Here is a 22,488-nt window from a genome sequence, read left to right as displayed (position 1 = left end):
CCTTACTGGACCTGCGCGATGCGCAGCAGGTTGGTGGTGCCGGCCACGGTGAACGGCAGGCCGGCCGAGATGACGATCTGCTGCCCGGCCACGCCGAACTGCTCCTTCAGCACGGTGCGGCTGGCCAGGTCGGTCATCTCCAGCACATCGACCACTTCATGGCAGAGCACCGCATGCACGCCCCAGGCCAGCGCCAGCCGGCGCGCGGTAGCGACGCGCGGCGTCATGCCCAGGATCGGCACTTCGGGCCGTTCGCGCGCCATGCGCAGCGCCGAGTAGCCTGAGCTGGTGTAGGTGACCGCTGCCGGCACGCGCAGCAGGCTGGCCACATGCCTGACGGCATAGCCGATGGCGTCGGCGGCTTCGGCGCGCGGTTCCGAGTGCGAGGCCTGGATGGCTTCGTGGTAGTGCGGGTCCGCTTCGGTGCGCGTGATGATGCTGTCCATCATCCGCAAGGCTTCCACCGGGTAGCTGCCCGACGCCGATTCGGCGGACAGCATCACGGCGTCGGCGCCGTCGTAGACGGCGGTCGCCACATCGGAGGCCTCGGCGCGCGTCGGCACCGGCGCGCCGACCATCGATTCCAGCATCTGGGTGGCAACGATCACCGGCTTGCCGGCCTTGCGGCAGGCGCGCACGATGCGCTTCTGCAGCGACGGCACCTGCTCGGCCGGCATCTCCACGCCCAGGTCGCCGCGCGCCACCATGACCGCATCCGATGCCGCCACGATCGCTTCCAGGCTCTGGATGGCGGCGGGCTTTTCCAGCTTGGCGACGATGCCGGCGCGGCCGTCAACGATCTGCCGGATCTCTTCGATATCCTCGGCGCGCTGCACGAACGACAGCGCAATCCAGTCCACGCCCAGCGACAGGCCAAAGTCCAGGTCGCGCCGGTCCTTCTCGGTCATCGCCGACAGCGGCAGCACCACGCCCGGCACGTTGACGCCCTTGCGGTCGGACAGCGTGCCGCCGTTGACCACGGTGGTTTCGGCGTACTCCGGGCCGCACCGCTCCACGCGCAGCCGCACACGCCCATCGTCAACCAGCAGTTCCGCGCCCGGCTGCAGCGCCGCGAAGATCTCCGGATGCGGCAGGCTGACCCGCTGCGCCGAGCCCGGCACGCTGGCATCCAGATCGAGCCGGAATGCCGCCTGCGCGGCCAGTTGCACCGGGCCGTCGGCAAAGGTGCCGATACGCAGCTTGGGCCCTTGCAGGTCCAGCAGCACGCCGATGGGCCGGCCGCGTGCCTGCTCGATGGCGCGGATGCTCTGCAGCCGCTGCTGGTGGTCGGCATGGGTGCCGTGGCTGAAGTTGAGGCGGAACACATCGGCGCCCGCGTCAAAGAGGCGTTCGATGGTGGCCGGGTCTGTGCTGGCGGGACCGAGCGTGGCCACGATCTTGGCATTGCGAAGGCGTCTCATGCGGAGGCTCCAGAAGCGCGCGTCAGCAAGATCGCGCGAAAGTCGTTGACATTGGTCAGCGTGGGACCGGTGATGACGGCATCCCCCAGCGCCTCGAAAAATCCATGGCCGTCGTTGGCGGCCAGCGCATCCTGCGGACGCAGGCCGGCTCGCCAGGCACGGTCCAGCGTGTCGGGACCGATCACGGCCCCTGCGATCTCCTCCTGGCCGTCGACACCATCGGTGTCGCCCGCCATCGCATGGATGCCGGGTTCGCCGCGCAGCGTCAGCGCCAGCGACAGCAGGAACTCCACGTTCCTGCCGCCCCGCCCGGCGCCGCGCACCGTGACGGTGGTCTCGCCACCGGACAGCAGCACGCACGGCGCGGCAAACGGCTGGCCATGCCTGGCGGCTTCCAGCGCGATGCCGCCCAGGACCTTGCCGACATCGCGGGCTTCGCCTTCGATGGCGTCGCCCAGCATGTGCACGGCATAGCCTGCGTCGCGGCCCACCTGCGCGGCGGCTTCCAGCGCCAGTCGCGGCGTGGCGATGAACTCGGTGCGGATGCGCGGCAGGCGCGGGTCGCCGGGCTTGAGTGTCTCGGCAGCATCGGACGCCAGCACTGCCATCACATTGGCCGGCAGCTCGATTGCATACCGTTTGACAATGGCCAGCGCATCGGCGCGCGTGGTCGGGTCGGGCACGGTCGGGCCCGATGCGATATCGATCGGGTCATCGCCCGGCACGTCGGAAATCAGCAGGTTCAGCACCCGCGCCGGATAACACGCCGCGGCCAGCCGCCCGCCCTTGATGGCGGACAGGTGCCGGCGCACGCAATTCATCTCCGCAATCGTGGCGCCGGACTTCAGCAGCGCGCGGTTGACGCGCTGCTTGTCGTCGAGCGTGAGGCCGGGAAGCGGCAATGGCAGCAGCGACGAGCCGCCGCCCGAGACCAGGCAGATCACCAGGTCGTCCTCGCCCAGGCCCGCCACCATCTCCAGCATGCGCTGCGAAGCGGCCAGCCCGGCGTCGTCCGGAACGGGGTGCGCGGCCTCCACGATCTCGATGCGCGAGCATGGCACCGCATAGCCGTAGCGCGTGACGACCAGGCCTTCAAGCGGCCCAGGCCATGCCGCTTCCAGCGCGCTCGCCATGGCCGCCGACGCCTTGCCGGCGCCAATGACGAGGGTGCGTCCGCGCGGCGGCGGCGGCAGGTGCCGCGCCAGGGTCCTGGCCGGCTGGGCGGCGGCGACCGCCGCTTCAAACATGCGCCGCAGCAGCACGGCGGGCTCGGAATATGGCTTGGTCACGTCGGCCCCTCAGTGCATCAGGTTGGCGTGAGCATCCGCCGCAGGGCCGATGCGTGCGCGTACCGGGTTGTCATCCTTGTCCTGCGGCACCACCGCGGCAGCTTCGTCATCGAGCTTGCCGTCCAGCGCATCGGCCAGTTGCTGGCGATCCACCGCCCCCACCCATCGTGCAATGGCCAGCGTGCCCACGGCATTGCCGATGGTGTTGGTGATGGCGCGCGCCTCGGACATGAAGCGGTCGACACCCAGCAGCAGCACCATGCCGGCAACCGGGATCTTGCCCAGCGACGCCAGCGTCGCCGCCAGCGTGATGAAGCCGGAGCCGGTCACGCCCGCCGAGCCCTTGGAGGTCAGCAGCAGCACGCCAAGCACGATCAGCTGGTCCATCAGCGTCAGCGGCGTGTTGGTTGCCTGGGCCACGAAGATCGCAGCCATGGTGTAGTAGATGCACTGCCCGTCCGGGTTGAAGGTCAGGCCGGCAGGCACCACCAGCCCCACCACCGGCTTGCTGACGCCGGCGTTCTCCAGCTTGCGCATCAACTGCGGCACCACCGATTCCGACGAGCTGGTGCCGAGCACGGTGAAGAGTTCGTCGCGGATGTACTTCAGGAACTTCCACAGGCTGAATCCGGACAGCCGGGCCACGCCGCCCAGCACGATCACCACGAACAGGACGCAGGTGATGTACATGGTGCCCATCAGCTTGCCCAGCGACACCACCGAGCCCAGGCCGTACTTGCCCACGGTAAAGGCCATGGCGCCGAACGCCGCGATCGGCGCCAGCCGCATGATCATCCCCACCACCGTGAAGATGCCGTGCGTGAACGAGTCCAGGAAATCCACCACCGGCCTGGCGCGCGCCCCGATATGCGACAGCGCAACGCCGAACAGCGTGGCAAAGACCAGGATCTGCAGGATGTCGTTCTTGGCCAGCGCATCGACAATGCTGGTCGGCACCAGGTTCATCATGAAGTCGATGAACGTATGCGGTTTCTCCGCGGCATGCGTGTAGCTGGCGATGGCCTTGGTGTCCAGGTGCGCCGGATCGATATTCATGCCATGGCCCGGCTGGACCACGTTGACGACGAGCAGCCCCAGGGCCAGCGCAAACGTCGACAGCACCTCAAAGTAGATCAGGGCCCGCACGCCGACGCGGCCGAGCTCCTTCATGTTCTCCATGCGCGCGATGCCGAGCACCACCGTCGCAAAGATGATGGGCGCGAACACCATCTTGATCAGCTTGATGAATATGTCGCCAAGCGGCTTCAGGTCACTCGCGATATCGGGCGCCCACACGCCCAGGGCAACGCCGGCGCTGACGCCTAGCAATACCTGGACGTAGAGCTTGCCTAGCAGCCTGTGAATCATTGCTGTCTCCTGCTATGTCTTTAAGGCAAAGCGCTCCCGGCGCAGCTCTGGATGGCTGCTCTCCATGCCGGAAGGCGGTGCGGGCCGGGCAGGCCCGCGGGGTGTGGCCCGGCCGTGGCCGGGCTCATGTGGCCTGGCCGTCAGGCCGCCTTAGCCTGCTGCCCGGCGGCGAGGAGGTCGCAGACCGCCTTGGTCACTTCAGCGGTGGTCGCCTTGCCGCCCAGGTCGCCGGTATGCAGCGCCGGGTTGGCGGTCACGGCTTCGACCGCCTGCATCACGCGCTGCGCCGCCTCGTTCTCGCCGAGGTGTTCCAGCAGCATGACCACCGACCAGAAGGTGCCGACCGGGTTGGCCAGGCCCTTGCCCATGATGTCGAAGGCCGAACCGTGGATCGGCTCGAACATCGACGGGTAACGGCGCTCCGGATCGATATTGCCGGTCGGGGCGATGCCCAGGCTGCCGGCCAGCGCCGCGGCCAGGTCGCTCAGGATGTCGGCGTGCAGGTTGGTGGCGACGATGGTGTCGAGCGACTTCGGACGGTTCACCATGCGCGCCGTGGCGGCATCGACCAGCTCCTTGTCCCAGGTGACATCCGGGAACTCCCTGGCCACTTGCACGGCCACTTCGTCCCACATCACCATGGCGTGGCGCTGCGCGTTGGACTTGGTGATCACGGTCAGCTGCTTGCGCGGACGCGATTGCGCCAGCTTGAAGGCGAAGCGCAGGATGCGCTCGACGCCGACGCGGGTCATCATGCTGACGTCGGTGGCTGCCTCGATCGGGTGGCCCTGGTGCACGCGGCCGCCCACGCCCGAGTACTCGCCTTCCGAGTTCTCGCGCACGATCACCCAGTTCAGGTCTTCCGGGGCGCAGCGCTTGAGCGGCGCATCGATGCCGGGCAGGATGCGCGTCGGGCGCACGTTGGCGTACTGGTCAAAACCCTGGCAGATCTTCAGGCGCAGGCCCCACAGCGTGATGTGATCGGGGATATGCGGGTCGCCGGCCGAGCCGAACAGGATGGCGTCCTTGTCGCGCAGCGCATCCAGGCCGTCGGCGGGCATCATCACGCCGTGCTGGCGGTAGTAGTCGCCACCCCAGTCGAAGTCTTCGAATTCAAAGCGGAAGTTTGCGCCGGCGGCCGCCAGAGCCTCCATCACTTCACGGCCGGCCGGCACCACCTCCTTGCCAATGCCATCGCCCGGGATCGTTGCAATGCGGTACGTCTTCATCTGTGTCTCCTGGTCTGAATCGCGTTGAGTGCGTGGGGCGGATTCTGGGCCGTGGACAAGGTTTTGGATCGCTTGTAGAGTTAAACCATTCTTAACCTGAAATTAAAGATGGAATGGCGTCTTCGTCGGGTATCCAGCCGTCCGAACTGGGCTTTTTCACCTCTGTCGCCACTGCCGGCAGCCTGAGCGCGGCCGCACGCGACCTCGGGATCACAACGGCCGCGGTCAGCAAGCGGCTGGCGCAGATGGAGGCGCGCATCGGCATGCCGCTGGTAACCCGCACCACGCGGCGCATGAGCCTGACGCCGGAGGGCGAGGTCTACCTGGAGCACGCCCGGCGCATCCTCAGCGAGATCGACGACCTGGACCAGATCCTGACCCGCTCCAAGGGCCGGCCGAGCGGCCTGCTGCGGGTCAATGCCACGCTCGGGTTCGGGCGCATGCATGTGGCGCCGGTGATCTCCGAGTATGTCGCTGCCTACCCGGAGGTCGACGTCCAGCTCCAGCTGTCCGCCGACCCGCCCCCGCTGACCGAAGACGCCTTCGACGTCTGCATCCGCTTCGGCCAGCCGCCCGACGCGCGCATCGTCGCCAGGAAACTGGCGCCGAACCGGCGCCTGCTGTGCGCCTCGCCCAGATACCTGCGCAGCCACGGCACGCCGCATACGCCCGCCGACCTGCGCAAGCACAACTGCATCGGCATCCGCCAGGGCAGCGACGCCTACGGCGTATGGCGCCTGACCTCCGGCAAGGGGGCCAAGGCGCGGACCGAATCGGTCCACGTGCGCGGCAACCTCACCACCAATGACGGCGAGATTGCGGTGAACTGGGCGCTGGAAGGCCACGGCATCGTGATGCGCGCCGAGTGGGATATCGAGCGATTCCTGCGCAGTGGAAGGTTGGTGCAGGTACTACCGCAGTACGCAACGCCGGAGGCGGACATCTATGCCGTCTACCAGCAGCGGCACCAGTTGTCGTCGCGCATCCGGCTGTTCGTTGAATTCCTGGCGGCGAAGTTCAGTGAGTTCGGGAAATAGAGGCTGCGAGTAGTCGGGCGTTGACGGCAGCGAAAGAGGCTCAACGCCAGGCACGACAAGAATCATGATGACTTTTCTCTTGCTGACTTTAAAGGTCTCCAGGGGATTCCTTGCCTGGTGGACGGACTCTGCCCTGTTGACTCTCGATCCACTGAATGGCGAACCGCATCAGCGCCTTGTCGTTACGCAATATCCAGCATTTCCTTGACGTTGGCCAAATGTGCCTACGGACCTTCCGCAATGGCTGCAAATCCTTGCCAATTTACAGGCTGAAGACGTGGGCGAATCGCGTTGAGCGTGGCCGGCTTGCCTTAGGGCAACAGAACCTTCTTCATTGATGGTGCGGGATGTAGCATATAGTTCTCTCGCTCATAGAACGGAATGGCGTCCGGCCGCGCGTCAAGAAATATCGCGGTCATACCACGAGCACGGGCGTCGGCTTCGGCATATTCCATCAAGGATCGGCCAACACCACTCCCTCGGCCCGAGGCATCGACCACGAGGTCATCGATATGAAGGTGTGCCCCGCGCGCCAAGGTGTGGACGGGTCTCATGCCTATCACTCCGATAATTTTCCCATCATGGAATGCTGCCACCAGCTCGTAGCCCGAATACGATTGCAGGCGGGTCCGCTCCAGGAATTCGGGTTCTTCAAGGGACCGAAGTTGAGCGATGACAGGGTATGCCTGCATCCATTCGGGCGGCGACAACCTTCTGATTTCCAACCTGCTGCAGCGATGTTCAGTCATGGCTCAAGTCGATCCTCATTCGAAAGATCCAGATTGTTGCACGGAGCCGCGTAGCGAGGTTTCTCGATGGGTTGGGAATTCGAAGGTCCGCTTCCGAGAATAACGACTGGCGGCTCCGGGTCGGGAAGTGCCGGCAGGCGCCATCCCCCTCGGGTAACCCATGCCGGCCATCTCCTGTCGTTCGCCGGCGCATTCGAGCAGTCACCCTAACGTCTGGTCCGCCCAGACGGCGGTCATGTGCAAAAGTGATTAGCGTCGTCGTATTCAACGTTGCTGTAGTTGGGCAGTTGCGCCGTCCATGTAGCCTTCCAGCGACGTGGCGCCTTACCTCCGGCACGCCCTAAGGGAACATCGCATTACCCGCCCCATAACACGTTAGGCCACACAAACAGCACCGACCTCAACCGAAGGACCGAACGATGACGAAATACCTTATCTCCTTTCCTGGAAGTGCGATGGAAGTCCCAGCCGAGGACTTCGCCGCCGTGGGCGAAGCTGCGCACGAGGTCATTCGCGAAGCGAAGGCTGCAGGCGTATACGTGTTCGGTGGCGGTATCAACGAGGATGTCGCACCACTCATGGTCGCCTCAGACGGCACGGTCACAAACGAGACCTATCCCCAGACGAAGGAGTTCGACGGCGGCTTCTGCGTCCTGGAGCTCCCGTCGCGCGAAGCCGCCATCCTGTGGGCTGCAAAGATCGCCAAGGCTTGCCGCTGCTCGCAGGAACTCCGCGAGTTTGGGTATGACCCCGAGAGCTGACTGGCAGGGCCAGTACCCACTGCGATCGATGACACTCTCCCGCATCTACTTTCTTCATCGCCATGATCTTCAATCAGGAAACAGTCATCTCCGGCCTCCTAACCGGCTGCCTACTTGCTCAAAGCCTGCCTCGTCCTCGGGGGCGTCGTGAGGCCTAACTAACCGCTGCAGCCGACGCCGCTACGCGGCGCGGCTGAGCTTGCTCGTTGAACGGCAGCTTTGTGACAAAGCGAATTTTCGCTATGGGTCGATCAGGAAACGCGCGCTGTCATCGAACAGTCGCACACCGATCTGGCCCTCCAGGTTGGCAAGCGTGTGGCTAACGACGGACTGCGCCCTCCGTAACTTGCGGCCCGCCGCGGAAAAGCTCCCTTCGTCTGCGGCAGCAATGAAGGTACGGAGTTGATCCAGCGAAACGGCGTCGAGTATCTATCTATTCCGTAGATGGAAAGGATCTAGAAATATAGGCTACCGAGGTGGATCTCGCCCGCTCTGGCGCGGAGCATGGGCGGCCATGTAAGAGGAAAAGTGATTCTGGATGTGGCCGCGCAGGACGTGCCTATGTGCCGAAGCGGACCGCCGGCGAGAGCGTGAACGACTCCCGCATGTCGCGCACTTCTTCGACCGGCGTCCGGCCAAACAGGCGCTTGAACTCCCGGCTGAACTGGGACGCACTCTCGTAGCCGACGCGCCCTGCCGCCGCTGCAGCGGTCACACCATCGCGGATCATCATCAATCGCGCCTGATGCAGGCGGGTGGACTTGATGTACTGGATCGGCGATGTCTGCGTCACCGTGCGAAAGTTGGCATGAAACGCCGGCACGCTCATGCCGGCTTCCTCGGCAAGACGCGCGACATTAAGCGGCGTGGCGTAGTCGGCGTGAATCCGCTTGAGGGCCCGCGCCACACGTCCGAACCTGCCGTGATGAGCCAGCGCGGCACGCAACGCCCCGCCCTGCTCGCCCGTCAGCACGCGATAGCAGATCTCCCGCACGATAGCCGGCCCCAACACCTGCGCATCGAGTGGCATCGTCAAAGCTTCCAGCAACCGTATCGTGGCGTCGGCCAGGTCGCCCTCCAGCAGTGTGGACACCATGCCTGCCGGCGGCCCTTCGGGATGGTGCCCGGCGTCACCGATCTGCGTAATCAGGTCGCTCAGCTCGATCAGATCCAGACGGATGGATATCGCGAGCATGGGCTCCTCTGGCGAGGCCTGCGTCTCTGTCGAGAATGGCAATGGCACCGACAGCACGAGGAAGTGTTGCGCGTCATAGACATATACCTCATTGCCCAGGAACCCGAGCTTTCTCCCTTGACAAACGATCACGATGCTTGGCTCGTAGAGCACGGGGGTGCGCCCAAGCGGGCGATCCGAACGCATCAGACGCACGCTGTCGAGCGCCGATTGGGTGTAGCCCTCGTTGGGCGCCAGTCGTTTCAGCAGACGGACCATCCGAGTTGAGGCGGCATTGCGGACATTCGACACCGCTTTCTCCTGTTGTCGCGACGGCCCCCATTCTAGCCCTGCGAAATCCTCGCCACCATCCAAATCAATAGAAATAGGCAATAACGGCATCGGACCGTGTATTCGCCTCGGGGCGTGTCGTCCCTACCATTCATTCACCTGCCGACGAAACCGTATCACTTCATTGCAGGCCGCAACCGGCAAGTCCGATCCGCTCGCAATCGCGGACAGAGGCTGCCAAGTCCGAACCAACAATAGGAGTATGCAAGATGGCAATCCCATCCACCGAATCGAAGGTCATCCTGATCACCGGCGCCAGCAGCGGTATTGGCGAGGGCGCCGTTCGTCTGCTCGCCGCACAAGGCCATCGGCTTGTGATTGGCGCGCGCCGCACCGACCGGCTCGCCGAGCTGACCGATGCGCTGCAGGCCACAGGCGGCAAGGTCCGCTATTGCGAACTCGATGTCACCTCGGCGGATGATGTCGCGGCATTCGCACGCTTCGCGCTCGATACCTTCGGCCGCATCGACGTGCTCATCAACAACGCTGGCGTGATGCCGCTCTCGCCGCTGAACGCACTGAAGGTCAGCGAGTGGAACCGGATGATCGACGTGAACGTCCGCGGCGTACTGCACGGCATCGCTGCCGTCCTGCCGACGATGGAGCAGCAAGGCCAGGGGCAGATCATCAATATCTCGTCGATCGGTGGCCTTTCCGTATCGCCGACCGCAGCGGTCTACTGCGCCACCAAGTTTGCCGTGCGCGCCATTTCCGATGGGCTGCGCCAGGAGACGGACAAGATCCGCGTGACGGTGATCTGCCCGGGGGTCGTGGAGTCCGAACTGGCCGACTCGATCTCCGACGATACCGCACGCACGGCCATGCAGGAGTTCCGCCGCGTCGCTATCACGCCCGATGCCATCGCTCGCGCCATCGCCTACGCCGTGGAGCAACCGTCCGACGTCGACGTCAGCGAGATCGTCGTACGACCCACCATCAGCCCGTTCTGAATACCTGCCACGTATCACGCAACCCGAGCAAGGAGACCATCATGACAACACGCAATCCAGCCACCGGCGCCTTCGCAGGCAAGGTCGCCATCGTTACCGGCGCGGCCAGCGGCATTGGCCTGGCCACGACGGAGCTGCTACATGCCGAGGGGGCGAACGTGATCGCCGTTGGACGCAGCGCCAATGTCGAGGCCCTCGGCCGCCCCGGCATCATCCCCCTTGTGGCCGATGTGGCACGCGAGGACAGCGCAGTGCGGGCCGTAGCGACCGCGATCGACCAGTTCGGCAAGCTCGACATCCTCGTCAACAACGCGGCGATCATCATCAACAAGCCCGTTGTGGACATGTCGCTCGAAGACTGGAACAGCATCCAGGCGGTCAACGCCACGGGCGCGTTCCTGTTTTGCCGCGAAGCCATGCGCGCGATGGTGCCGGCCAGCTCTGGCGCCATCGTCAACGTGGGTTCATACGCGTGCTATCAGGCGTTCCCGTTGATCGCGGCCTACGCGGCTTCGAAGGGTGCACTGGCCCAGTTGACGCGGGCGTTGTCGCTCGAAGCCATCGAACACGGCATTCGCGTCAATGCGGTGGGTTCCGGTGACGTCATCACCAACATCACCAACCACATCCATGCCGACGGCCAGGCATTCCTGGAGGAGCACGGCAAGAAGGCACCCATCCGACGGGCAGCCCAGCCGAAGGAGATCGCCGAAGTGATTGCGTTTCTGGCATCGGAAAAGGCCAGTTTCGTCGTCGGCGCAGTCGTCATGGCGGACGGTGGCATGAGCGTCGCGCTGCCCTGAAAGCGTTGCCTGACCTGACACCAACCCACAACCCCTAAAGGATCCCTATCATGAAAACAGCATCCCGTACCTGGTTTATCACCGGCGCATCGAAGGGCGTCGGCCAGAAGCTCGTCAAGCACCTTCTTGAGCAAGGCCATCGCGTCGCGGCAACATCGCGCACCGCGGCTTCACTGAAGAAGGTATTCGGTCATGAATCTGACAGCTTTCTTCCGCTCGAGGTGGACCTGACCAGTGACCAGAGCGTCCAGCATGCCATCGCGAAAGCCGTGCAGACGTTCGGCGCCATCGACGTGGTCGTAAACAACGCGGGCTACGCGCAGCAGGGGACCGTCGAGGCATTGTCCGACGACGAGCTTCGCCAGAATTTCGAAGTCAACTTCTTCGCGCCGATGTTGGTACTGCGCCATGCACTGCCGCACCTTCGCGGCCAGCGCAGCGGGCACATCATCAATATCTCGTCCATCGTCGGCTACCAGGGCGGTTACGCTGGCTGGGGCAGCTACGTCGCGAGCAAGTTCGCGCTGGCGGGCCTCACCGAGTCGCTGGCCGCGGAAGTCGCCGAATTTGGCATCCGCGCCACGGTGGTATATCCCGGCCCGGTCCGCACCGATTTCCTGTCGAGCGGCGCGCTGGCAGTCGCCAAACGCCAGATCGGCGAGTACTCGGAGGCCAAGGCTTCGCTCAACTTGCACCTTGACACACTTCACGGTCATCAGGCCGGGGATCCAGACAAGCTGGCACTGCTGATCATCCAGGCCGCCAGTGTCGAGTCGCCACCGTTGCATCTGTTTGCTGGCAAGATCGCCAATGAACTTGCTGCAGACAAGGCCAAGGCCGTCGCGAAGGATCTCGACGCGTGGAGGGGTTCTTCCGAAGCCACCGATTTCGTGGATTGAACTCGCCAATTGGTTGAGACGTATGCAAATGCCCCGGCTAACTGCCGGGGCATTTCCTCGGAAGCGCCAGAACATAGCGTGCGTGCTAGATGGAGTACGCCCCGGTTCTCAATATAGCCATCATGGATGGGCACCATAACGGGCGCCGGACTGGGGCGGCAGCTCAGGGCTCGGCTTCGGCCATTCGCCGCGATCACTTCAGGCGTCCCTAATGGGTCGGTCAGAGATGGCCGCAGTTTCCGGCGGACATCCGACCGAGACCGGTAAAGCAGGGATGTGGCGCGTGACGCGCCGCGCCTTTAACGACTTGCCTTCGCTTGAGCGATGTCGCGCCTCACCGAACTAGCCGTCGCGCTTCCGAAAAGCGGCCTCTCCGGCATCTGACACCTCGACCCACTTCGGGTCGGGCGCTGCGTCGGGGACGTAACTGTCGTTCCAGTTCCACCACTTATACGGTTGGCTCTGAGGGTAGCCCTCCGGCGAGTCCTCCCACGCCTCCTGACGCCCGAGCGCCGTCATGTCGAGGTAGCTCCAGGTAGTGCCCATCGCCTCGTCGCCGCGGCTGTTGATGAAGTAGGTGCGGAACACGCTATCGCCGTCGCGGATGAACGCGTTGTGGCCGTGCCACTGGTCTACGCCGAAGTCGGCGTCGAAACTGTCGGTGATCGTGTACCAGGGGATCTCCCAGCCCATCCGAGCCTTCAGGCGCGCGATGTCAGCCTGCGGCGCACGTGAGGCGAAAACGAGGGTGGTGTCGCGGGCGTTCAAATGGGCAAGGTGGGCGACGTGGTCGGCCACCATGGAACAGCCGATGCAGGCATGCTCGGGCCAGCCGTGCACGCCAGGTTCGAAGAAGGCGCGATAGATGATCAGTTGGCGGCGACCGTCGAACAGGTCGAGCAGGCTCGCCTTACCCTCGGGCCCGTTGAACACATAGGCTTTTTCAACGGCAACCCAGGGCATCCGCCGTCGCTCGGCGGCCAATGCGTCACGGGCGCGGGTCAATGCCTTCTCTTTGACGAGAAGCTGCTCGCGCGCAGCGTCCCACTCTTGTGGCGACACAATCGGCGGCGTTTTCATGGCGTGCCGCCCTTCCTTACCGCCCTTTTCGGGTGACGTAGTCGTGGTCATTGCTACCTCTGAATTAGAGCGAGCTCGCATGTTCTCGGGCCGGAGCGCAATACGTTCACTGCCGATCGCTCGCTGTTGGTCATGAGGTAGTTTTAGTCGCCCGACGTCAAATGGTGGGAGTGACAAGTGTGGCGCGATTCAGTCTGGGCTTGAGCGACCGCTTACCCGGTGCGGATTCAACCGGGCTAGCCGTCGCTTCCCGGCCAGATATTGTCGTTCGATCGTTCGCGTTCCAATGGCGGCCTTGTGGCCGGTTTCAGCCACTATCCGTGGCCGGCCGCTCAATGGGAGCGTTGCCGGTCCTCTGTGCTCTATAGATCGCGTCTGCATCTAAACGCTTGTTTGCGTGGCGACGCCTTGCCCATGAGCATTAGGAATGGAATAGCCAATCAGAGACGGTCGCGTCGCTAACCTGGGGCGGGCACTGACTGAGGCCGGTCGGCCAGGAGCCGTCATTCACCGCTATGTTCGCTGGCCCCGCAGCCGAACGCCGGGTGCGCCAGGGGCCCCTTGCTTTGTGGCCAGTGTTCGCCGTAAAGCGTTGCGGCCAGAAAAGAGACAGCCCTGCACGTCCGGTCGGCTATCATGCCAATCCCCTCCGAAGTGGCTCCCTATGATTTCCGTCCGTAATGTCACGCTGCGTCGCGGCGTCAATGCCGTGCTCGACCGCGCGTCCGTCACCTTCAACCCCGGCGAAAAGATTGGTCTTGTCGGCCGCAATGGCGCCGGCAAGTCGTCCTTCTTCGGCCTTCTCAACGGCACGCTGCACGAAGACAGCGGCGAGTTCTCGATTCCCGCTGCGTGGAAGATGGGCCAGGTCGCGCAGGAAATGCCGGAGACCGAGCAGAGCGCGACGGACTTCGTAGTCGAGGGTGACACCGTGCTGTTGGCCGCGCAGGCCGAAGTAGCCGCCGCCGAGGCCAGCGACGACGGCATGCGCATGGCGCACGCCTACATGGCCCTGCACGACGCCGGTGCACACGATGCCCCCGCACGTGCTCAAGCGCTGATCCTGGGCCTCGGCTTCAGTGCGGCGCAGCTTAGCCAGCCGGTCAACAGCTTCTCCGGCGGCTGGCGCATGCGACTGCAACTGGCGCGCGCGCTCATGTGCCCGTCCGACCTGCTGCTGCTCGACGAGCCGACCAATCACCTCGACCTCGACGCGCTGGTCTGGCTGGAAGCCTGGCTCAAGCGCTATCAAGGAACCCTGGTCGTGATCAGCCACGACCGTGAGTTCCTCGACGCGGTGACGCAGGTGACGGTGCATGTCGACAACGCCAAGCTTGTACGTTATGGCGGCAACTACAGCAAGTTCGAAGACATGCGCGCCGAGCAGCTCGTATTGCAGCAGGCCGCGGTGGCCAGGCAGGCCGACAAGATCGCCCACCTGCAGAAGTTCATCGACCGTTTCAAGGCCAAGGCCTCGAAGGCGAAGCAGGCGCAGAGCCGGGTCAAGGCGCTCGAACGCATGGAGAAGATCGCACCGGTGCTTGCCGACGCAGAGTTCAACTTCGAGTTCAAGGAGCCGCTCAACGTCCCGAATCCGCTCTTGTCGATGCTGGACGCGAGCTTCGGCTACCCGGCGCCGACCGGCGCACTGCCGGGCACGCCGCCCACGGTCATCGTGCGGGGCATCAACCGTTCCGTGCTGGCCGGGCAACGCATCGGCATTCTCGGTGCCAACGGCCAGGGCAAGTCCACGCTGGTGAAGACGGTGGCGCACGCGCTGGCGCCGATTGCCGGCGAAATCAGCGAAGGCAAAGGCCTGAATATCGGCTACTTCGCACAGCAGGAACTCGACGTGCTGCGCCCGCTCGACACGCCGATGGAACACATGATCCGCCTTGCCAGGGACACGCCGGCTCACATGCGCGCCCCCGGCCAGAGTGGAACCGAACAATCGCTTCGCACCTTCCTCGGCACCTTCAACTTCAGTGGCGACATGGTCCATCAAGCGGTTAGCACGATGAGCGGCGGCGAAAAGGCGCGGCTCGTGTTGTGCATGATCGTGTGGCAGCGCCCCAACCTGCTGCTGCTCGACGAGCCGACCAACCACCTCGACCTGGCCACACGCGAGGCGCTAGGCATGGCGCTCAACGAATTCGAAGGCACGGTGATGCTGGTCAGTCACGACCGGGCCCTGCTGCGCGCCGTATGTGACGAGTTCTGGCTGGTTACCAAGGGCGGCGTCGAGCCCTTCGACGGGGATCTGGACGATTACCAGCAGTTCCTGCGCGACGAAGCCCGTCGCATGCGCGAGCAGCCTGCCGCAGAGGACAAGGTCATCGCCTGAATCAGCAGGATTGCGGTGGCGTCGGCCGCCGCCACGCGCCCGGTCCCCGTGCGCGGACCAGCGTCTTCACTTCCTGGCGGGCGCCGCATCCAGGCTACGCGCGTTTTGGACAAGCCCGAATCCGCGCTGTTATATTGCGTGCATCGCTCCTGCTCCGACTGTTATGGCACGCACGCTTTTGCCCGCCGCGCTGGCGGCATCGCTCTATGGCTGCGCCGGCGCTCCGTCCTTCAGCCTGTTCGGGGCCTATTTCCCGCTCTGGCTCCTGAGCGCGGTGCTCGGCATTGCCGGCGCTGTCGTGTCTTATCGGATCTTTATCAAGACGGGCTGGGCGGAAACGGTCCGCTACCAGCTTCTGGTCAACACGGCGATCGGCGTCATGATTGCTGAAATCGTCTGGCTACTGGGTACGGGACACTTCCTATGAAAATGGCCGGCCTCCGCAAAAGCCCCCTGCGCGGCAAACTGATTGCCCTGGCCATCGTCCTGCTGGCCGCCCTGCTGTCCTTCTACGCCTACCATCGCACGCTGAGCTTCCCGGCCTCGGACGATGCCTCGCTCGATGCCGACCTGGTCCACGTAGCGTCGCCGGTCGGCGGCCGGATAGCGCGCATCCATGTCACCGACAACCAGCAGGTGGCCAAGGGCGATGTCTTGTTCGAGATCGACCCGGTACCCTACCAGCTGGCCCTGGCCCAGGCCCGCGCCGACCTGGAGCTGGCGCAGGCCACGCTTGGCACGCGGCGGCGCACGATTACCACCGAGCAGGCTACGGCGGCGGTGGCATCGGACCAGATCGCGCGGGCCGAGCAGAACTACGCGCTTACGGCGCGCACGGTGGAACGCTTGCGCCCGCTGGCGGCGGACGGCTATGTGCCCAAACAGCAGCTCGACCAGGCGCAGGTGGCACAGCGCGACGCCGCGGTGACGCTGAAGCAGGCCAACATACAGCGCGCCGCCACGGCAAAGGCGGTCGGCGATGAAGCCGGCGCCATCGCCACCGTGCATGCGCGCGAGGCGGCGCTGGCGCTGGCGCAGCGCGCGCTGGACGACACCGTGGTGCGCGCCCCGCATGCCGGCCGCGTCAGCGGGCTGACGGTGCTGTCCGGCGAAGTCGTGCTCCCCAACCAGTCGCTGTTCCTGCTGGTGCATACCGGCGAATGGTTCGCGGTGGCAAACTTCCGCGAGACCTTCCTGGCGGATATCCATGCCGGCGATTGCGCCACGGTCTACTCGATGATCGACCGGCGCCAGGCCATCCGCGGCACCGTCGAGAGCATCGGCGTCGGCATCACCGATACCGACCGCATCAACCTGCCGCGTTCGCTGCCCTATGTCCAGCCGTCGGTGAACTGGGTGCGCGTGGCCAAACGCTTCCCGGTGCGCATCAAGCTGGCGGATCCGCCGGAGGCGCTGGCCAGGGTGGGCGCGAGCGCAACCGTCGAGATCCGGCATGGCGCAGCCTGCCGCTGACAAAGTGCGCCTGGGCCTGGCGGACATCCGCGCCCTGCTGGCGCCGATCCCCGGCCGCGCGGCGGCCACCACGCGCATCACGGTGGCCTGCACCCTGACGGTGCTTGTGACCAGCATCTACGGCACCCCTGAGGCGGCCATCTCCGCCTACGTGGTCTTCTTTGCCAACCGGGCCGACCGCACCTCCAGCATCGTCATGAGCGTGGCCGCGCTGGTGCTGGTCAGCCTGATCATCGGCCTGGTGCTGTGGCTGGCCGATCTCAGCGTGGACGACCCGATGCGCCGCGTGGCGTGCATGGCGGCGGTGTCGGCAGCCATGCTGTTCCTGACCTCGGCCAGCAAGCTGCGGCCGATCGGCGGCATCGTGGCGATGATCATCGGCTTTGGGCTCGATGAACTCGGACTGGTGCCGTCCGGCGAAATCGCCACGCGTGCCCTGCTCTATACCTGGCTGATGGTGGCGATTCCCCTCGGCGTCAATGTGGTGGTCAACCTTGTGCTGGGCCCGTCTCCGCGCCGGCTGGCGACCGACCGCCTGGCCCATTGCCTGCGGCTGGCATCGCGCAGCCTGCGGGCACCCGATGGCGACCCCGATGCGCTGCATGAAGCGTTGCGCGGCGGGGTCCAGCCCATCGCAGGCTGGCTGAAGCTGGCCAGGATCGAAGGCAGCGTCAATGCGCAGGATCTGCCGGCATTGCGCCAGGCAGCGGCATCGACCATGGCCATCCTGCTGGCGGCAGACGTCGCCCGCCGGCAACCCGGGGCGCAACTGCCGGCAGCCATTGCCGCGCCGATCGCCACCACGCTCGACGACATGGCGCGCATGCTCGATGCCGGCGGCTATCCGGTGGAAATCGGGCTGAGCCTTGCCGGCCTGGAAGCGCTTGCGCCCGTGCAGCAAGCGGTTGCCGCGGCACTGGCCAGCGCCATCAACCGCTATGCGGAGCCGCACGAGTTGGACGAGCAGGCGCCGCAAGCGCATGCCGACAAGGCGCACGGCGGCTTCCTCGATGCCGACGCGTTCTCGAATCCGCTCCATGTCCGCTACGCCCTCAAGACCACCGGCGCGGCCATGTTCTGCTACTTCCTGTACCAGCAGCTGAACTGGCCCGGCATCCATACCTGCTTTATCACCTGCTACCTGGTATCGCTTGGCACCGCGGCGGAAACCGTCGAAAAGCTGTCGCTGCGCCTGGCGGGCTGCATGGTCGGCGCGGTGATCGGCACGGCGGCCATCGTCTACTTGGTCCCCTCGCTGACGTCGGTGGGCGGGTTGCTGCTGCTGGTGTTTGCCGGCACGTGGATCTCGGCATGGGTGGCGCAGGGCTCGCCGCGCATTGCCTACGCAGGCTTCCAGATCGCGTTTGCGTTCTACCTGTGCGTGATCCAGGGCGCTGGCCCGGGTTTCGACCTGACCATTGCGCGCGACCGGGTGATTGGCATCTTGCTGGGCAATCTGGTGGTGTACCTGGTCTTCACCCGGATCTGGCCGGTCAGCATTGCCGGCCGCATCGAGGCGGCACTGGCGGCACTCGTCGCGCAATGGCAGCAACTGACCACCGCGGGCCAGCCCGGCGCACGGCGCGGCCATGCCGCAAGCGCCATGGCATTGCACGGCGAGATCACCCAGGACCTGATCCTGGCAAACTATGAACCGGCCCCGGTCGGCCCGGCGCGGGACTGGATCGACGACCGGCGCCGGCGCCTGGCCGTGCTGGATGCGATTGCGGGGCCCATGTTCCTGCTGGCGGAACGCGTTCCGGGCGACCCCGAAATGGCAAAGCGATTGCATGCGCTGCAGGCAACCGGAGCCGTACCGCCATCCGCGCAAGCTGCCGAGGGTACCCCCGATAGTCAGGCCGACAAGGTCCGCCAGGCCCTGCTGGCCATTGTCGACCGGCGACTGGCGGAAACCCCGGCCGACGCCCCGGTTGCGACCTCTCCGACTTCCATCCATGCGCAAACCTGATTCGCTGGCGATCCCGCTGACACTGGCGACCTTGACGCTGGCCGGATGTGCCACCGCGTCGCTCGACCTGGCCCCGCCGGCCTCCGACCGGCCCTGGCAGCCCGAGACCACCGCGTCCGGCGAGATTGTGCCGGGCGCGGCCAGCAAGCCGGCGCCGGCAACCCGGCCCTCCGACTACACGCTGCCGGCCAACTCCGCGCTGGCATCCGTGCCCCCGCCCGCCGCACTCGATGCCGCGCACGCCTACACGCTGCCCGAACTGATCGACCTGGCCGAGTCCACCAACCCGCTGACCCGCATTGCCTGGAACGACGCGCGCAATGTCGCGCTGGCCGCCGGCATCGCCAGGAGCAGCTACCTGCCGTACATCTCGGCGGCGGCAATGGGCGGCTATCAGAACGGACATAGCGCCACGTCCACGCCGCTGGGCACGCTGGGCGCCAATGCGTCGACGCATGGCGCGGTCTCGGTGCTGTCGCTGCAGTGGCTGCTGTTCGATTTCGGCGAGCGCGCGGGCATTGTCGATGCCGCTGAACAGGCATCAGTTGCCGCGAACATCGGCTTTACCGCGGCACACCAGAAGATCATCCACGAAGTCAGCATCGCGTTCTATCGCTACCAGGCCGCGCGTTCGCGCGCCACCACCGTGCTACAGGCGATGCGCAACGCCGATGCCGTGCTTGCCGCGGCCAGGGCGCGCTACCAGCGCGGCATTGGCACCGTGGTGGAAGTCGCCCAGGCCACCCAGAACCGTGCCCAGACCAACCTGGCCATGGTCCAGGCGCAAGGGGCCGAGACCGATGCCTACCTGGCGCTGGTCACGGCCATCGGCATCTCCCCGCTTTCCAAACCCCGCATTGCCGAGATGCCGCTGCGGCCATTGTCGCCAGCCATGCGCAGCTCGATCGAGCAGATCGTCGAACGCGCGATCGCAAGCCGGCCTGACGTGCTGGCAGCCTATGCCATGGAACGCGCCAGCCAGGCCAAGGTAAGGGCCGCCGAGGCCGGCTTCATGCCCAAGGTATTCCTGTCGGCATTCACGTCGTACGCGTCCGGCGGCTCGGCCATCACCGCGATTCCGCCGATCGGCCAGCAGCCGCCCACCGTCAACCTGAACGGCTACCGCTACGGTGCCAGCGTGTTCCTGGGCGTGACGGTGCCGATCTACGACGGCGGGGTGCGCTCGGCGGTGCTGGCACAGGCGCGCAACGATGCCGACAGCGCGTCGGCCAGGCTGACGCGCGCCAAGGAAGAGTCGGTACGGCAGGTCGTGGTCAGCCAGAGCGCGCTCGAATCGAGCCTGGCCGCCTACGATGCCGCCAGGGCACTGGCCGAAGCCGCGCAGACCACTTATGACGCAGCCTTCGCCGCCTATAGCAAGGGCGTGGGGTCTGTCACCGAAGCCAACCTGGCGCAGAACCAGTTGCTGCTGGCACGGAATGCATCGGCCGACGCCTATAACGGCGCGCTGGCCGCGGCGGCGACATTGGCGCTGGCGACCGGGTCGGTTGGCGCGGCGACCGATGGGGGTGGCTGGCCGGTGCGGTGACGCGCGCCGCCCTGGCCGATCTGGCGCGCCGTTCTGCGGCTACCACGCTGCGTCGGGCTTCCGTCGGCCATTAACAATAGCTTACATACCCGGAGATCCGGTTGAATTATGCTCCCGCCCTATTGATGGCCCCCGGGCCTTACAACTCAGAAAGCAGGCGCCCATGAAAATCCTCCACCCGATCTCCCTGATGGCCTTGGCCATGCTGACTGCCGTCTCAGGCGCTGCCCACGCGCAGCATGTTGTTGGCGGGATGGGTGAGGAAGTCCGGATCGGCGCATTCTCCGGCCCGACGCACCGCATCAACGGCCGGGATGCGGGCGAAGGCCGCAGACTTGATTCGTCAAAGCCGGGCAAAGGCCTCCGGCAGAGCGCCACCCAGCATGCCGCGCGCCCGGGCGGCGCGCGCGGACCTGTACCGACATTGCCTGGCAGGCATTTGCCCTGAGCGGCAGAGGCGCTACGGAATCGCGCCAGGCAGCTCCGATGCCCGTATCCGACCCGGCTTTACGCCCGAGGGGGATACATAACCCGCCAGCTATGATCAACTCGGATAATGCGCTACCCAGGACGGGTGTCGCAGCCCGCCCTCGTTGCTAGCTGGAAGTGACAGGCTCTTCTTGACTTCCACAGATCGGGCTGCTTATATGTAGATCCATAGCCAGCCAGTTATCAATGCAAGATGCCGATCGCTCACGACGTGCTTTTCAGAACGCTCGGCGACCCGACCCGGCGGGCCATCTTCGAGCGGCTGTGCCGCGACGGAGAGCAGACCGTGGGGGCGCTGACGGCACGGGCCGGGATTTCGCAACCGGCCGTCTCCAAGCATCTCGGGGTCCTGAAGCAAGCCGGGCTGGTGCGCGACCGCCACGAAGGCCGCCAGACGCACTATAGCGCCCAGCTCGGTGCCCTGGCCCCGCTGATCGACTGGACCAGCCAGATGGCCGGCTTCTGGCAAAGCCGGTTTGATCGTCTCGAAGACCTGCTGAAGAGGATGGATCAATGAACAAAGCATCGGACGAAACCCTTTCCGTCGTGGTCGAACGCGACCTGCCTCATCCGCCGGAGAAGATCTGGCGCGCGCTCACGCAACCGCAGCTGATCCAGGAGTGGCTGATGGCGAACGACTTCCAGCCTGTCGTGGACCACCGCTTCAAGCTGAGCGCTGACTGGGGCGCCGTGGATTGCCAGGTCCTGGCAGTCGAGCCGCACAAGACGCTGACTTACACCTGGGACGCGTATGGCCTCGAAAGCGTCGTCACCTGGACGCTTACCCCGACGGGCACTGGCACCCTGCTGCGCATGGAGCAAGCGGGCTTCCGCCCCGACCAGCGCCAGGCCTACCAGGGCGCCAAGGGCGGATGGCCGAAGTTCCTTGCGGCCCTGGAGCAGGTCTTGGCGCGCATCGAATGATGGCGGAACATCCCGCGAAAACAATTCGAGGAGCAAGCATCGATGAATCCGTCCGAACATATCGACGAGCTGATCGCAGGACTCGCTGACTGGCGCGGCAAGACCCTCGCCAGCCTGCGCAAGACCTTCCTTGAGGCCGATGGCGAGATCGTCGAGGAATGGAAATGGATGGGCAGCCCGGTATGGGCTCGCGACGGCATGATCGCCGTCGCCAACGCCCACAAGGAGAAGGTGAAGGTCACCTTCACCAACGGCGCCAGCCTGCCGGATCCCGACAACCTCTTCAACGCCGGCCTTGACGGCAACAAGTGGCGAGCGATCGATCTGTTCGATGGCGACAAGGTCAACACGCGCGCGCTGAAGAACCTGGTCCGTGCCGCGATTGCATTCAATCAGAGCAAGCTGAAGAAGAAGGCGGCTGCGGGCGCTCGGACGAAAGTCAGCAAGCGTGCAGCGGCATGAGGCAATAGCTGTATCGCGCTTTCAGCAACGGATTGGAATCAGCTTCGGCCACTGCGTCAATCCACCCCCCGGTCATCCACGGACGGCGCCCCCCCCGGCGCCGGATGAACACAGCCAATCACCTCCCACCTGGGTCGTCATCGCCATCGTCGCCGCGCGCGGCCGGC

At 65.3% G+C, this 22,488-nt stretch carries 21 protein-coding genes and 1 pseudogene; 14 read left to right on the top strand and 8 right to left on the bottom strand.

Translation table 11 applies throughout. The features are described 5' to 3' along the window. Positions 1-2: 2 nt before the first annotated feature. The 4 genes from pyk to ACZ5MJ_RS07040 form a co-directional block, all read right to left on the bottom strand. Positions 3-1,421 carry a pyruvate kinase gene (pyk, locus tag ACZ5MJ_RS07055; protein WP_464223119.1) on the bottom strand — a complete coding sequence of 473 codons (1,419 nt, stop codon included), beginning with the start codon at positions 1,419-1,421 and terminating at the stop codon, positions 3-5. Next, on the bottom strand, positions 1,418-2,668 hold the full coding sequence (locus ACZ5MJ_RS07050; RefSeq protein WP_464223672.1) for a glycerate kinase type-2 family protein: 1,251 nt from the start codon (positions 2,666-2,668) through the stop codon (positions 1,418-1,420). Before ACZ5MJ_RS07050 ends, pyk begins: the two co-directional genes overlap by 4 nt. Before the next feature lie 51 nt (positions 2,669-2,719). Beyond that, positions 2,720-4,078, bottom strand: coding sequence for a dicarboxylate/amino acid:cation symporter (locus tag ACZ5MJ_RS07045; RefSeq protein WP_464223118.1), 1,359 nt, complete (start codon positions 4,076-4,078; stop codon positions 2,720-2,722). A gap of 140 nt (positions 4,079-4,218) precedes the next feature. Continuing rightward, positions 4,219-5,307: a tartrate dehydrogenase gene (locus ACZ5MJ_RS07040; RefSeq protein WP_464223117.1), complete on the bottom strand. Its 1,089-nt coding sequence runs from the start codon at positions 5,305-5,307 to the stop codon at positions 4,219-4,221. Positions 5,308-5,420: 113 nt separating this feature from the next. On the opposite strand from ACZ5MJ_RS07040, the gene ACZ5MJ_RS07035 reads away from it, so the two are divergent. Next, positions 5,421-6,344 (top strand): LysR family transcriptional regulator, encoded by a 924-nt coding sequence (locus ACZ5MJ_RS07035; RefSeq protein WP_432260328.1) that lies wholly within the window; start codon positions 5,421-5,423, stop codon positions 6,342-6,344. A gap of 311 nt (positions 6,345-6,655) precedes the next feature. On the opposite strand, the gene ACZ5MJ_RS07030 is transcribed toward ACZ5MJ_RS07035, so the two are convergent. Then, positions 6,656-7,093: a GNAT family N-acetyltransferase gene (locus tag ACZ5MJ_RS07030; protein WP_464223115.1), complete on the bottom strand. Its 438-nt coding sequence runs from the start codon at positions 7,091-7,093 to the stop codon at positions 6,656-6,658. Positions 7,094-7,512: 419 nt separating this feature from the next. On the opposite strand from ACZ5MJ_RS07030, the gene ACZ5MJ_RS07025 reads away from it, so the two are divergent. Then, the gene (locus tag ACZ5MJ_RS07025) at positions 7,513-7,854 is read left to right on the top strand and encodes a YciI family protein (protein WP_464223114.1); all 342 of its coding nucleotides are present in this window, start codon (positions 7,513-7,515) and stop codon (positions 7,852-7,854) included. Positions 7,855-8,109: 255 nt separating this feature from the next. On the opposite strand, the pseudogene ACZ5MJ_RS07020 reads toward ACZ5MJ_RS07025, so the two are convergent. Together ACZ5MJ_RS07020 and ACZ5MJ_RS07015 are read right to left on the bottom strand one after the other, a co-directional pair. Beyond that, positions 8,110-8,283, bottom strand: a pseudogene (locus ACZ5MJ_RS07020) (helix-turn-helix domain-containing protein); the annotation flags it as partial. 130 nt (positions 8,284-8,413) lie between these two features. Next, complete coding sequence (locus ACZ5MJ_RS07015) at positions 8,414-9,307, bottom strand: AraC family transcriptional regulator (protein WP_464223671.1); 894 nt, start codon at positions 9,305-9,307, stop codon at positions 8,414-8,416. 281 nt (positions 9,308-9,588) lie between these two features. Between ACZ5MJ_RS07015 and ACZ5MJ_RS07010 the strand changes: the two genes are divergently transcribed. The 3 genes from ACZ5MJ_RS07010 to ACZ5MJ_RS07000 are packed head-to-tail and all read left to right on the top strand — an operon-like array spanning position 9,589 to position 12,031. Next, a complete protein-coding gene (locus ACZ5MJ_RS07010) occupies positions 9,589-10,329 on the top strand; it encodes an SDR family oxidoreductase (RefSeq protein WP_464223113.1) in 741 nt (246 codons plus the stop codon). A gap of 41 nt (positions 10,330-10,370) precedes the next feature. Next, positions 10,371-11,132 carry an SDR family NAD(P)-dependent oxidoreductase gene (locus ACZ5MJ_RS07005; RefSeq protein ID WP_464223112.1) on the top strand — a complete coding sequence of 254 codons (762 nt, stop codon included), beginning with the start codon at positions 10,371-10,373 and terminating at the stop codon, positions 11,130-11,132. A gap of 50 nt (positions 11,133-11,182) precedes the next feature. Next, the gene (locus ACZ5MJ_RS07000; RefSeq protein ID WP_464223111.1) at positions 11,183-12,031 is read left to right on the top strand and encodes an SDR family oxidoreductase; all 849 of its coding nucleotides are present in this window, start codon (positions 11,183-11,185) and stop codon (positions 12,029-12,031) included. Between the two features lie 342 nt (positions 12,032-12,373). Here the strand turns inward: ACZ5MJ_RS07000 and ACZ5MJ_RS06995 are convergent, their stop codons facing one another. Next, positions 12,374-13,162, bottom strand: coding sequence for a DUF899 domain-containing protein (locus ACZ5MJ_RS06995; RefSeq protein WP_464223110.1), 789 nt, complete (start codon positions 13,160-13,162; stop codon positions 12,374-12,376). Between the two features lie 613 nt (positions 13,163-13,775). Between ACZ5MJ_RS06995 and ACZ5MJ_RS06990 the strand changes: the two genes are divergently transcribed. The 9 genes from ACZ5MJ_RS06990 to ACZ5MJ_RS06950 all read left to right on the top strand — a co-directional run bounded on the left by ACZ5MJ_RS06990 (position 13,776) and on the right by ACZ5MJ_RS06950 (position 22,321). Next, positions 13,776-15,455, top strand: coding sequence for an ABC-F family ATP-binding cassette domain-containing protein (locus tag ACZ5MJ_RS06990; RefSeq protein WP_464223109.1), 1,680 nt, complete (start codon positions 13,776-13,778; stop codon positions 15,453-15,455). A 163-nt stretch (positions 15,456-15,618) separates the two neighbouring features. After that, a complete protein-coding gene (locus ACZ5MJ_RS06985; RefSeq protein ID WP_464223108.1) occupies positions 15,619-15,882 on the top strand; it encodes a YtcA family lipoprotein in 264 nt (87 codons plus the stop codon). Next, complete coding sequence (mdtN, locus tag ACZ5MJ_RS06980; protein WP_464223107.1) at positions 15,879-16,928, top strand: multidrug transporter subunit MdtN; 1,050 nt, start codon at positions 15,879-15,881, stop codon at positions 16,926-16,928. Before ACZ5MJ_RS06985 ends, mdtN begins: the two co-directional genes overlap by 4 nt. Then, on the top strand, positions 16,909-18,897 hold the full coding sequence (locus tag ACZ5MJ_RS06975; RefSeq protein WP_464223106.1) for an FUSC family protein: 1,989 nt from the start codon (positions 16,909-16,911) through the stop codon (positions 18,895-18,897). The genes mdtN and ACZ5MJ_RS06975 overlap by 20 nt, the downstream gene beginning before the upstream one ends. Further along, positions 18,884-20,446, top strand: coding sequence for a TolC family protein (locus tag ACZ5MJ_RS06970; RefSeq protein ID WP_464223104.1), 1,563 nt, complete (start codon positions 18,884-18,886; stop codon positions 20,444-20,446). The genes ACZ5MJ_RS06975 and ACZ5MJ_RS06970 overlap by 14 nt, the downstream gene beginning before the upstream one ends. 163 nt (positions 20,447-20,609) lie before the next feature. Continuing rightward, positions 20,610-20,894, top strand: a complete 285-nt coding sequence (locus ACZ5MJ_RS06965; protein ID WP_464223103.1) for a hypothetical protein — start codon at positions 20,610-20,612, stop codon at positions 20,892-20,894. A gap of 234 nt (positions 20,895-21,128) precedes the next feature. Then, positions 21,129-21,452 (top strand): ArsR/SmtB family transcription factor, encoded by a 324-nt coding sequence (locus tag ACZ5MJ_RS06960; protein WP_464223102.1) that lies wholly within the window; start codon positions 21,129-21,131, stop codon positions 21,450-21,452. Beyond that, positions 21,449-21,859, top strand: a complete 411-nt coding sequence (locus ACZ5MJ_RS06955; RefSeq protein WP_464223101.1) for an SRPBCC family protein — start codon at positions 21,449-21,451, stop codon at positions 21,857-21,859. The genes ACZ5MJ_RS06960 and ACZ5MJ_RS06955 overlap by 4 nt, the downstream gene beginning before the upstream one ends. Before the next feature lie 42 nt (positions 21,860-21,901). Beyond that, positions 21,902-22,321 (top strand): DUF1801 domain-containing protein, encoded by a 420-nt coding sequence (locus ACZ5MJ_RS06950; RefSeq protein ID WP_464223100.1) that lies wholly within the window; start codon positions 21,902-21,904, stop codon positions 22,319-22,321. Positions 22,322-22,488: the final 167 nt, after the last annotated feature.

This window comes from Cupriavidus sp. LA-1, from assembly GCF_055385985.1.
The sequence above is the reverse complement of the archived record's forward strand: the minus strand, read 5'-3'. Positions and strand labels throughout refer to the sequence as shown.

Excerpts from the sequence above, each read along its gene's own strand:
- pyk (WP_464223119.1), bottom strand. The coding sequence starts at position 1,421 with ATGAGACGCCTTCGCAATGCCAAGATCGTGGCCACGCTCGGTCCCGCC.
- ACZ5MJ_RS07050 (WP_464223672.1), bottom strand. The coding sequence starts at position 2,668 with ATGTTTGAAGCGGCGGTCGCCGCCGCCCAGCCGGCCAGGACCCTGGCG.
- ACZ5MJ_RS07045 (WP_464223118.1), bottom strand. The coding sequence starts at position 4,078 with ATGATTCACAGGCTGCTAGGCAAGCTCTACGTCCAGGTATTGCTAGGC.
- ACZ5MJ_RS07040 (WP_464223117.1), bottom strand. The coding sequence starts at position 5,307 with ATGAAGACGTACCGCATTGCAACGATCCCGGGCGATGGCATTGGCAAG.
- ACZ5MJ_RS07035 (WP_432260328.1), top strand. The coding sequence starts at position 5,421 with ATGGCGTCTTCGTCGGGTATCCAGCCGTCCGAACTGGGCTTTTTCACC.
- ACZ5MJ_RS07030 (WP_464223115.1), bottom strand. The coding sequence starts at position 7,093 with ATGACTGAACATCGCTGCAGCAGGTTGGAAATCAGAAGGTTGTCGCCG.
- ACZ5MJ_RS07025 (WP_464223114.1), top strand. The coding sequence starts at position 7,513 with ATGACGAAATACCTTATCTCCTTTCCTGGAAGTGCGATGGAAGTCCCA.
- ACZ5MJ_RS07015 (WP_464223671.1), bottom strand. The coding sequence starts at position 9,307 with ATGGTCCGTCTGCTGAAACGACTGGCGCCCAACGAGGGCTACACCCAA.
- ACZ5MJ_RS07010 (WP_464223113.1), top strand. The coding sequence starts at position 9,589 with ATGGCAATCCCATCCACCGAATCGAAGGTCATCCTGATCACCGGCGCC.
- ACZ5MJ_RS07005 (WP_464223112.1), top strand. The coding sequence starts at position 10,371 with ATGACAACACGCAATCCAGCCACCGGCGCCTTCGCAGGCAAGGTCGCC.
- ACZ5MJ_RS07000 (WP_464223111.1), top strand. The coding sequence starts at position 11,183 with ATGAAAACAGCATCCCGTACCTGGTTTATCACCGGCGCATCGAAGGGC.
- ACZ5MJ_RS06995 (WP_464223110.1), bottom strand. The coding sequence starts at position 13,162 with ATGACCACGACTACGTCACCCGAAAAGGGCGGTAAGGAAGGGCGGCAC.
- ACZ5MJ_RS06990 (WP_464223109.1), top strand. The coding sequence starts at position 13,776 with ATGATTTCCGTCCGTAATGTCACGCTGCGTCGCGGCGTCAATGCCGTG.
- ACZ5MJ_RS06985 (WP_464223108.1), top strand. The coding sequence starts at position 15,619 with ATGGCACGCACGCTTTTGCCCGCCGCGCTGGCGGCATCGCTCTATGGC.
- mdtN (WP_464223107.1), top strand. The coding sequence starts at position 15,879 with ATGAAAATGGCCGGCCTCCGCAAAAGCCCCCTGCGCGGCAAACTGATT.
- ACZ5MJ_RS06975 (WP_464223106.1), top strand. The coding sequence starts at position 16,909 with ATGGCGCAGCCTGCCGCTGACAAAGTGCGCCTGGGCCTGGCGGACATC.
- ACZ5MJ_RS06970 (WP_464223104.1), top strand. The coding sequence starts at position 18,884 with ATGCGCAAACCTGATTCGCTGGCGATCCCGCTGACACTGGCGACCTTG.
- ACZ5MJ_RS06965 (WP_464223103.1), top strand. The coding sequence starts at position 20,610 with ATGAAAATCCTCCACCCGATCTCCCTGATGGCCTTGGCCATGCTGACT.
- ACZ5MJ_RS06960 (WP_464223102.1), top strand. The coding sequence starts at position 21,129 with ATGCCGATCGCTCACGACGTGCTTTTCAGAACGCTCGGCGACCCGACC.
- ACZ5MJ_RS06955 (WP_464223101.1), top strand. The coding sequence starts at position 21,449 with ATGAACAAAGCATCGGACGAAACCCTTTCCGTCGTGGTCGAACGCGAC.
- ACZ5MJ_RS06950 (WP_464223100.1), top strand. The coding sequence starts at position 21,902 with ATGAATCCGTCCGAACATATCGACGAGCTGATCGCAGGACTCGCTGAC.